At 45.8% G+C, this 10,111-nt stretch carries 8 protein-coding genes; 3 read left to right on the top strand and 5 right to left on the bottom strand.

Going from position 1 to position 10,111, the window contains the following annotated elements:
• Positions 1-128: 128 nt before the first annotated feature.
• The 3 genes from ON064_RS14700 to ON064_RS14690 form a co-directional block, all read right to left on the bottom strand.
• Positions 129-299: a hypothetical protein gene (locus ON064_RS14700; protein ID WP_274625358.1), complete on the bottom strand. Its 171-nt coding sequence runs from the start codon at positions 297-299 to the stop codon at positions 129-131.
• A 137-nt stretch (positions 300-436) separates the two neighbouring features.
• Positions 437-886 carry a hypothetical protein gene (locus ON064_RS14695; protein WP_274625357.1) on the bottom strand — a complete coding sequence of 150 codons (450 nt, stop codon included), beginning with the start codon at positions 884-886 and terminating at the stop codon, positions 437-439.
• Between the two features lie 677 nt (positions 887-1,563).
• Entirely contained in the window at positions 1,564-2,982 is a 1,419-nt protein-coding gene (locus ON064_RS14690) for an alanine/glycine:cation symporter family protein (protein ID WP_274625356.1), read from the bottom strand.
• Positions 2,983-3,386: 404 nt separating this feature from the next.
• On the opposite strand from ON064_RS14690, the gene ON064_RS14685 reads away from it, so the two are divergent.
• The gene (locus ON064_RS14685; RefSeq protein WP_274625355.1) at positions 3,387-5,570 is read left to right on the top strand and encodes a cell wall-binding repeat-containing protein; all 2,184 of its coding nucleotides are present in this window, start codon (positions 3,387-3,389) and stop codon (positions 5,568-5,570) included.
• Between the two features lie 100 nt (positions 5,571-5,670).
• Here ON064_RS14685 and ON064_RS14680 read toward each other — a convergent pair whose 3' ends face one another.
• Complete coding sequence (locus ON064_RS14680) at positions 5,671-6,189, bottom strand: DUF6241 domain-containing protein (protein WP_274625354.1); 519 nt, start codon at positions 6,187-6,189, stop codon at positions 5,671-5,673.
• A gap of 282 nt (positions 6,190-6,471) precedes the next feature.
• Between ON064_RS14680 and ON064_RS14675 the strand changes: the two genes are divergently transcribed.
• A complete protein-coding gene (locus ON064_RS14675) occupies positions 6,472-7,257 on the top strand; it encodes a hypothetical protein (RefSeq protein ID WP_274625353.1) in 786 nt (261 codons plus the stop codon).
• A 78-nt stretch (positions 7,258-7,335) separates the two neighbouring features.
• Here the strand turns inward: ON064_RS14675 and ON064_RS14670 are convergent, their stop codons facing one another.
• Positions 7,336-8,313: a glycosyltransferase gene (locus ON064_RS14670; RefSeq protein ID WP_241663171.1), complete on the bottom strand. Its 978-nt coding sequence runs from the start codon at positions 8,311-8,313 to the stop codon at positions 7,336-7,338.
• 257 nt (positions 8,314-8,570) lie between these two features.
• Between ON064_RS14670 and ON064_RS14665 the strand changes: the two genes are divergently transcribed.
• A complete protein-coding gene (locus ON064_RS14665) occupies positions 8,571-10,106 on the top strand; it encodes a glucosyltransferase domain-containing protein (protein ID WP_274625352.1) in 1,536 nt (511 codons plus the stop codon).
• Positions 10,107-10,111: the final 5 nt, after the last annotated feature.

The following is a 10,111-nucleotide window of genomic DNA, read 5'->3' as shown; positions in this document are numbered from 1 at the left end:
ACTCCAATGAGTTCACGGCTTTTTGACGATTGAATTGTGTGGTGCACAGGGACAACCAAGCACCAGAATCAAGCTACGACGCGGATCTTCCCACACGAATTGTGTCGTGCACAGGGACAGCTTACAGCTTACACTCCACTCTCCACTTTTAGCGCCTTACGATCCACCGGCACATGCCACTGTGGAGCCAACTTCTCCAGCTTACACTGTTTATAGCCGTCAATATGTTCCTTATAAGTTTGCAAATAGGTTTTGTTCGGGATCTCCATTGTCATTTCTTCTTTTACAATCGCAGTCATCCGATTCATCCTCCTCGATTTTGGTCCTTACAAGCATTGATCACGCGGCTAACAACTTATTATTTAAACATTGCTGTTGTTGCTAAAATAAATGCATACCTCTCCTCTTCAAAATGAAAAGGATAGTTCTGCCGTATTCACTTTTTTCGCGGGAGCGCATGAAGCGCATCCGTCAGGCGTTCAACAAAATCAGGAAAATCCTCTTTCGAAGCAATCCGAAGTGCGTGTTGCCCATCTTCCACTGACGAACGCTGTGAATAACTCGTCGGCAGCAAAATCGGGTGTTCAATGAGCGCTCGCGTAAAACTTGGCAATTGCTCAACCGAAAGCAGAATCGTTGCCTCGTTCAGCCCCTCCTGCTCATCCCGATACAATTGAACGGAAACGCCTCGGTCCATTGGCAAGCCGATATACAGCTGAGGAACTCGATGCCCTTCGATTTCAGGCGCGCTGCCGATCGGGCAACTCTGCGATTTCTCAACCGCTTGTGCGGCCATCATCTCGGCTGTCTTGTTGTCTGGTGAAGCCACTTGCTGTGTATCCATCATTTCAACCATTCCTCCGCTCGATTCAATCGATTTGTCCATGAAAACTTCTTACTTACGACCGCCAATTAATAATTAAAAATCAATTATTTATCAAAATTTAAACCTCGTATAACTGATAACACTACAATAAACCTACATTAAGGGCCAAAATATGTAAAGTAGTCTATGAAAATTCTCATAATTCAGATTATATTTTGTTTTTCTTGTATACTTTTAATAGAAAATAAGCAGCTTGCTTCTGTAATTTGAGCAAATCAAAACCTTATTAATCCCACTGTTCCCAGCGTTTCTTGTGCCTCCTCCTTTAACCTGCTCTCCTTAAATACCCCACCCCGTTTCCATTAAAAGGTAAACTGCTATAATGATTTTTTGAAACTTTTTTCTTCAACTTAAAGCCGTTTTCTTCTGACAGCATCAATTATGACTATTCAATAAAGTTTATAAACATTCAAATTTTTTCTGACTAATTGTGTGGCGCACAGGGACACCCGACAATTAAAATCCCCACACGATGCGAATCTAATGCTGTAAATTGTGTCACGCACAGGGACAACACACTAAAACCTTCAACCCCCATAATGCATAAAAACCCCTTGATTACGTTCCAGCTACTTAAATTGTGTGGCGCACAGGGACATCCAAGCAGCAGAATCCCGCCGCCACGCGAATCACACAGCTCAGATTGTGTCGTGCACAGGGACAACACAAATCCCTGCCTACGATTCATACCCTTCTCTAACGGCTTTCTGGCGTTTCGCTCGTTTCTTCACTTTCAAATCCTTCCGGTAATACTCATCCGATGTAAAGAACTCGTTCTTCAAGTCTTTCACTTTGTTGCTGAGCAACAAGATTGCGATGACGTTCGGAATCAGGATCGCGGCGAGCATGATGTCGAGGAAGCCCCAGATGACTTCGGCTGCGCCGACTGCACCGAGCACCACGGCGATGATGTAGACCACTTGCATGCCATAGGAAGCTTTGGTGCCAAACAAGAACTCCGCTTGCTTCGCGCCGTAGAACACGACAACTAAAATCGTCGACAAGACGAAGAAAATCAATGCGATCGTCACAAGAATCGCGCCGAAATCACCGAAATACTCTTCAAATGCCAAGCTCGTCAACGCTGATGAATTTTCCATCGCGCCTTCTTCTGTCCACACGCCGGAAGACAAGATGACAAATGCTGTCGCTGTACAGACGATTAATGTATCGACCACTACGCCAATAACGGCCCAGAAGCCTTGGCGCACAGGATGGTCGGTCGTCGCTGCAGCGTGAGCGATCGGTGCCGTCCCGAGTCCTGCTTCGTTCGAATAAAGTCCGCGGGCAAAGCCCCAGCGGATGACTTCCACAATCGCCGCACCGGCAAATCCACCCATGACAGGCGCCGGAGAAAAGGCGTTGTTGAAGATCAGCATGAAGAATTCCGGAACGGCTTTCACGTTCATCAGTAAAATGACGACTGCCCCGCCGACATACATCAATGCCATGAACGGAACGAAAATCTCCGTCACTTTCCCGATGCGCTTAATGCCGCCGAAGACGACGATCGACACGAGAATCGCGGTCGCAATCCCTGTCCATAAAGCGGGAATGCTGAAGGTCGCTTCGACCGTATTGGCAATTGAGTTCCCTTGCACCATGATGCTCGGGATCAATTCGATCATCAACGCGAACGAGAACCAGACACCGAGCCATTTCATGTTCAAGCCTTTCTTCATATAATACATCGGCCCACCGACAAATTCGCCGTTGCCGTTTTTCTCGCGGTATTCAACCGCCAGTACGCTTTCCGCGAATTTCAGCGCCATGCCGATCAATGCGATGACCCACATCCAGAAAATCGCGCCCGGTCCGCCGAACATGATTGCCGCCGGGACCCCAACGATATTCGCCGCACCGATTGTCGATGACAGTGCAGACGTCAATGCCTGAAACGGCGTGACCGTTCCTTCGCCTTTTGGCCGTCTGAAAATGCTGCCGAAAGTCTGTCCTACTATGTAACCGAAATAACGAAACTGAAAAAATCCTAATTTAAACGTCATATAAAGTCCAGAAACCAATAACAATGTAATGAGCGGGATGCCCCATATCCATGCTGAAAAATTAGCAATCCCCTGCAAGAATCCTTCCAACTGCTTTCCCCCTATATTATTTCAAGATATGAAATAATTCCCTTCCGTCATAAAGGTTAAACAGAAATCGAGAAATTAATTCCAGTTATCTAGATAATTAGGAAATAAAAACCATATCTTCAACGTGTTTTAGATTATGCTCTGCTCCTCTTAGCTCATTATCGAAATAGCAATACATGCTCTTCATGCACATGTGACATGTCTTTTGCCTCTCTAGATAATTTACTTGAAATCAATTATCAAAAATTGAACAGTTCTTCAAAATAAATATTTATTTATATTCCACAATCGATTATTATTATTTAGGATCTTTCAAAAATATGGAAAGGTAATAAGAAGAAAGGTGAATAAACTCAATATTGACCAAATCACAGTTATGCATTAAATGATAGAGGAGCACACTAATGAAAAAAATAGTTCAAATATGGATGAGCATAGCTTTTCTCACGTCTTTCATTCTACTAGCAGCTCAACCTGCACAAGCTGAAATCAGCAGTAGCAGTTTATTAGACATCATCAAAATTCCAGCTGGTGATGAAAATTACGATTTACAGGTCTTTAATGACCAAGTTATTGTTACCGCTTATACCCATACCCACCACCTATCTGTTAAAATCACCTCCTATAGCAAGACTGGAGAACAAAATTGGGTGATTTACGATATTGGAAAAACCTACATGAATGAACACAGAATTTCCGTTATGGATTTCAATAGTGGAAAGATAAATTACTATTCTACCGCTACAGGCGAACTTCTCAATTCAGTTAAAACCGGAGTCACACAAGCTCCCAAAATCCAGATAACTAGCGATTATGAACTTTCCATCGGTTCTGGTGGTTATTCTGTTTCAAATTCCCATGGAGCCCGTATTATGTCAGCAACTAATAAAAGTGTACTGTCCGGTCTTATCGAAGGGGACACCCTAATGATCCAGGATGCAAAGAGCCTTCAAGCTTTCAACTTATCTACCGGGAAAACCTTATGGACCTTCCCACTTGCCGCTCGCTATGGAAGCCAAGAATTGTTGAGACCCATAAATGGCGTTCTTTACGCAGTTGGAATCACTGAAAACACTAATGGGCGCAATGCATTATTTGCTATCGACGCGCAAACGGGTGCTATCCTCTATAAAAAGGACCTGGAAGGTAACGTTAATTCAGATTTCTATGGCAGGGAACTAGGCTTACACGAAGTCAATGAGACTGAAGACATTTATAAGTTCTATGCAAAAGATGGCAGTTTAAAAACAACATTTCACTTGGAATCTCCAGCCATCAAGCAATTAAAAGAAAAATATTATATATCTGATGATTATTTTCATTACAAACAAGACTGGCAATTTGTAGATGATGGATTTTATTATTTTAAACATTACGCGGGCATAGACGAAGAGTATGTCTTTTCGTTCCTGAAGAAATTGGACATGAATGGCAAAGTCCAATTCGAGAAAACCTTTGATGATGAATATATATTCGACATGGCAACCAACGATTCCGGCAATGTTTTTGTGGCAAATGGCAAAGCGTTCGGACGCTATGGATTTAGAAATGGAACTGGCTTTAAAGGCTATAACGGTTTGAATGAACTAAGCGTCTACGATTCTGATGGTGATTTGCTGGAAACGATTGAAACGGAGTATATCGACAAATTGAAATTTGATGGCTCTATTTTATACGGCTACGGAGACGAGACCGTCTATCTTTTTAAAGAAAGTGAGCCTAAACCAAGTAAACCTGTATCTAGAATTGCGGGGACCAACCGCTTTGACACCGCAGTTGCCATTTCTAAAGAAGGTTGGGAAACGTCCGATCAAGTAGTGCTAGCGACATCTGATGATTTTCCTGATGCACTTGCTGGCGGTCCACTAGCTTTTAAAGAGAACGCGCCGATTCTCTTGACCAGAACAGCTACTCTTCCCAACGAAACAAAAGAAGAGATTAAACGTCTCGGCACGAAGAAAGTCATAATCCTCGGCAGCCAAAACGCAGTCTCATTAGGAGTCGAAGCAGAGCTCGAGAAAATGGGAATGACTATCGAACGCATCGGTGGGAAAAACCGCTTTGACACAGCCGCGCTAATCGCACAGCGTCTTGACTCCAAAGAGGCAGTCGTCGCATACGGCTTCAATTTCCCGGATGCCTTATCTGTCTCGGCTTACGCCGCCAAAAACGGTATTCCAATCTTATTGACGAGAACCGATAAATTGCCAGCTGAAACAGCAGCTGCACTTACGACTACCACGAAAACCCATGTCATCGGAAGTACCGGTGCGGTCGGGGAAAACGTATTCGCTGTCTTGCCCAATCCCACACGTTACGGAGGCACTACCCGCTACGACACAGGCCTTCAGGTCAACAAGCAGTTGAAAATGGGCTCGGATAAAGCTTTTATCGCAACAGGCATGAATTTCCCGGATGCACTTGCCGGATCGGTCCTGGCTGCGAAGAACGATGCCCCGATTCTCTTGGCGCAAAGAGACGTCCTCCCGCCCGCGACAGCGAAGCAACTCGGTGCTTATAACACTTACATCATCTTCGGTGGAACCGGCGTCATCAGCAACAAGGTTCGTGAACAATTGAATAAGTAGTTTTTTCTAAAAAGAGCCATCTGTTCCCTTTTGGGAGCAGATGGCTCTTTGATGCCTACAAACTTTTAAACTCTAGAATTCACAAAAGGTATTGGATTGATCAACGGAAATTATTCTCCACAAACTCGGCTTCGCGTTCTTTCGACATCATGCCTGTCGCGCGTCCTACGGTGCCTTTATGCCAATCCCAGATGGTGTTGTGTACGTTCACGGCATTGGAGAATTTGCCTTGTTCCCAGGCGGTCAAGGCCTCTTCATAGAATTCATATTGATCGTACGACCCTTCGTTGGCGCGCAGGATTTTCAGCATTTCATCGATGCGCTCCGGGGTCATCTCGATTGCCCCTTTCTTTTTGGACGCCTCGATTTTTTGGTGGGTCATCTGGTGAAGCTTCACTTGGAACTGCGCTTCGTTCAAGCCCACTGTTTCAACAGGCAAACCGTCTTGCGGTGATTGTTCCACGTCTTCTTGCTCAAGCGCCTCTTCAGCCGCTTCCGCCGCACTGGAAATTTGCTGCTCGTCGCTCGCGGTCAAGCTCTTGTACGCCCAATATCCAGCTCCTGCGAGTATACCTAGGCTCACCAGGAGGAAAATGATCGTTCGTAATACAGTTTTCAAATAGACACGTCCTTCCTTTCAACGGAGAATTCATTCCGCCAAAAGCGTTTTAAAATCAGTAAGGACTATTATACAACAAAAATCTATGAAATGCTGTGATTCTCGTATCTTTCTTCCTATTCGATTTAATTTTCATATTACTCCAGCACTTCTATTCTTACATTTATTAAAAATTAAGCCAGGTTCTTGTCAATGAATACCTCTCAACAAACGGTATTCTTGCTATACTTTAAATAGGCATTTGTACATAGACATCATTTTCATCACGAAAGGATTCTCCCCATGACCCAACCTAAACGCAAACGCCTGATTATCGGCATCATCCTCGTGGCACTTTCGCTTCCCTCTATCACGCCGATGCTCATGGAAATCGCATACAAGATTGAAATGGACACGCGCTACGATATCGACGAGTTGAACGCCCACCGGACCGATTATACGGGAGCGCCAGATGATGCCAATTACAAAGGGAACATTATCCGCGCCTCGCACATCACAACGGGCGAGCCGTATTTTAACGCCTGGGACGATTTGGTCCACCCGAGCGACATCCGCATCACCGTCAACGGCGAAACGGCCGAGACACTCAACGGCTATCCGGTCCAATTGCTTGAATACGAAGAACTCGCCGTCGTAGGTCTCGACCGCTATAATGGCGCCATCACTTACTGGACGGTGGAAGACAAGTTCACGGACAAGGATTTCTTCGCCATCACGATCTCCCGGAACGGCTACGATATGCGCTTCCACCGCGACGGCGAAGTGATGCCCGGCTATGTAGACATGGAAGACCGGGAGTTCAAGCTCATCAAAATCACCAAAGACGGCACCGTCTCGGAACAACTGTTCACCTTCGACAACAAATCCAAGCTGCAGACGCAATTGATCACCGAAGACTTCAGCGGGCCGATCAATTACTATTTGCCGCCGGGCTATTACTACCCGTCGCTCTTGTACCCGCTGCTCTACCCGTGGATCACGACAATCGTCGGACTGGGCTTGATTCTTTTCAACTTCCCGTATGGCGCAGTGAAAAGACGGTACAGGAAAGCCAAGCAAACTAACTAACATCCATAGCTATCACACAAAAAAGCAGCGATCCCAATTCGGAGACCGCTGCTTTTCATGTATTGTACTCTATGGACTTCACCCGTCTCGGCGCCGCTCATTTTTTCTGAGCGCGATAGGCGAATAATACTCATTGATCAAATAAGCCGGGCGTTTCTTCGTTTCATTGAACACTTTCCCCAAATATTCACCGATAATCCCGAGCGAAATCAATTGGATGCCGCCGAGAAACAGGATGACCGTCATCAAGGAAGGATACCCGGGCACCGAACCGCCAAAGACCAAGGTGCGGACGAAAATGAAGAGCATAAACAACAAGGCGAAAATCGAGATGACGATCCCGAAGAACGACGAAATCCGCAGCGGTGCCACCGTCGAAGATGTCAGGCCATCAACGGCCAAGTTGAACAGCTTCTTGTAATTCCATTTGGTAGTGCCGGCTGCCCTCGGCTCACGGTCGAACAGCAATTCCTTTTTGTTGAAGCCGATCCAACTGAACATGCCTTTCGTATAGCGCTCGGACTCGCGCATCTGCTTTAGCGCTTCGATGCATTTGCGATCCAATAAGCGAAAATCGCCGGTGTTGTTCTGGATCGGGATGCTCGAAACTTTCTGCAGGATCTTATAATAGGAATTGGAGGACCATTTTTTGAACCAGGTCTCTCCCGCACGGGTATTCCGTTTGGCAAACACATCATCATAGCCCTTTTCCCAGTAACGGATCATTCGCGGAATGAGCTCAGGGGGATCCTGCAAATCGGCATCGAGGATGATGACGGCGTCTCCATTGATATGGTCGAACCCTGCGAGCATCGCCACTTCCTTGCCGAAATTTCGCGATAAATTCACATAAGAGATTTCAGAATGGACTTTTGCCATTTTCCTCAACATCTCCAATGTCCGGTCCGTACTGCCGTCATTGACGAACAGGAATTCGAAACTATAGTTCGGCAGTTTCCCCGTCACACCCTTCAGGCGCTGCAAAAGCGGTGTCAGTACTTCTTCTTCGTTATAGGCGGGTATGAGAATCGTAATTAATTTTTTAATCGTTTCCACCCACTTCTTATTATTGGAGTCATATATTATCATAATAGCAATAATTTTGAAACAAGTCGATGAGTCAATCCTACAATTCGGACTCAATTTGGAAAATATTACGAGCATTGCAGATTCCTACTACCTAATATATGGTATAATTCTCAATGTTTCAATCAATTAAAATACCAGTGTTTGATTCCAGCAGCTGCAAGGGAGATCTCAACCAAACGCTTTTCCCTGCCTGTCCTCATCATTGCCGAAAAAAGGAGATTTCCATGCCAGAACAAATATTACTCCGACTTAAAACCGCGATCAAGCCGCAATGGAAGACTGCGTTCTTCGCTGCGCTTATCATAGGTTTTCTCACTCATCTCTTCATGTTTACGAATGCCATCCCGAACCACGACAGCTTGTTGAATATCCATATGTCACAAAAAAAGTTCTCGCTCGGGCGCTTTTTCCTGTCGCCGTTTAGCGGCATCAGCTCCTATTTCGACTTGCCGTGGGTCAACGGGGCTTTGTCGATTTTCTATCTCGCGCTGACGTCAGCTGCCTTGACGGAACTATTCGGCTTGCGCAAAAAACTGTCAATCATTTTAACCGCCGGATTGCTTGTGACTTTCCCGACCGTTACATCGACCTTTTCGTATATGTTCACGGCCGACGCCTATATGCTCGGTTTCTTCACAACCGTCCTGTCGCTGGTGATCACCAAGAAATACACTTACGGGTTTGTTCCGGGGGCAGTGCTGTTTTTCGTCAGCGTCGGGGTCTACCAAGCCAATTTGCCTCTCGCCCTCACACTGATTACAGTTGTGTTGCTCAATGAAATCCTCACGCAACAATCGAGCTTGCGGAAAACCTTGACCTACGCTTTGCGCTTTTTGATGACGACGGGAATCGGCATGGCGCTGTACGGCATCACTTTTACGCTCTACACCAATTTCTTTGCCGGCAAGATCTCCAATTATCAAGGCTTGAACGAAATCGGCGATACGTCGATCACCATATCCGAACGCTTCACATTAATCAAAGAATCATTCCAGGAATTTTTCTTCCGCGGATATATCACGGAGATGCCGGTCAACCTTTTTGAAATGTTGAATGTTGCCACCTTTATACTGATAATACTCGGCTTCGTCTGGTTTGCCGTCCACCATAAAATTTACCGCCAAGGCTGGCTGCTCGGCATAGCGATTGTGTTATTGCTGAGCTTGCCGATATCGGCTTATAGCTTGTACTTCGTGTCGTCCGATGTCAGCTACCACATGCTGATGGTCATGACCTTGGTCAGCTTCTATTATGTGCCGATTGTCTTTTACGATAATTACACACCCGTTAAATTCACCACACCGGTCTTGTCATGGAGCACCTTGTTGATCTCTGCTTTGATCATTTTCAACTTTGCCATCATCGCCAACATCTCTTATTTCAATATGAACTTGAAATACGAGCGTTCCTACGCCTTCATGAACCGTGTCGTGGACCGCATCGAACAGACAGAAGGCGTAGAAGAAGCCACCAAACTGGCGGTGCTCGGTCGGATCTCAATGGAAAGCAGCGTCAGCTCCGTAGAAGTGCCGGAGAGCGTGCCGAAAATGACGGGCATGCTGGGCGATCGTTTCTTGGCTCACCCCCCCCATTATAAGCGCATGATGAAAAACTATTTTGGCTATTCCTATGGCTTGTCCAGCGCGGAAGAGCGAGAAGAGATTAAGGAAAGCGACTTATACAAAGAAATGGAGCCATGGCCTGCAGCCAGCGCTGTCCAAAGAGTCGGCGATACCATCATCATTAAATTGGACGACTAAAAAAA

Source organism: Planococcus sp. A6, from assembly GCF_028823615.1.
Classification (GTDB): Bacteria; Bacillota; Bacilli; order Bacillales_A; family Planococcaceae; genus Planococcus.
The sequence above is the reverse complement of the archived record's forward strand: the minus strand, read 5'-3'. Positions and strand labels throughout refer to the sequence as shown.